Genomic DNA, 254 nt, shown 5'->3' with positions numbered 1-254 from the left:
CCCTAAGTCGGGTAAATCGACTCGACTATCCATTCATGGATCGCGTCTTGAAGGAAGAGAAAATGCTCACGGAACAGCATCCGGGCAGGTTTGAAAATTTCAGGCGGGCACTGTGCGCCCTCCTGTGGGAGATTCCTGTGCAAAGGTCCGCAGGGAAACCGATCACCAAGCTCCTGGAAGCGTCAGGAATCGAAAGCAACACGGAATGGAGCAAGTGTGTGAGGCTCGAGCGCAAAAGCTTGGAGTCAAACGGA

1 protein-coding gene is annotated in these 254 nt (G+C 53.5%); it reads left to right on the top strand.

Translation table 11 applies throughout. The features are described 5' to 3' along the window. Positions 1-47: 47 nt before the first annotated feature. On the top strand, positions 48-254 hold a 207-nt coding region (locus tag VJI93_RS09060), incomplete at its 3' end, for a hypothetical protein (protein ID WP_324009368.1).

Source organism: Parvimonas sp. M20 (genome assembly GCF_035282425.1).
GTDB lineage: Bacteria > Bacillota > Clostridia > Tissierellales > Peptoniphilaceae > Parvimonas.
The sequence above is the reverse complement of the archived record's forward strand: the minus strand, read 5'-3'. Positions and strand labels throughout refer to the sequence as shown.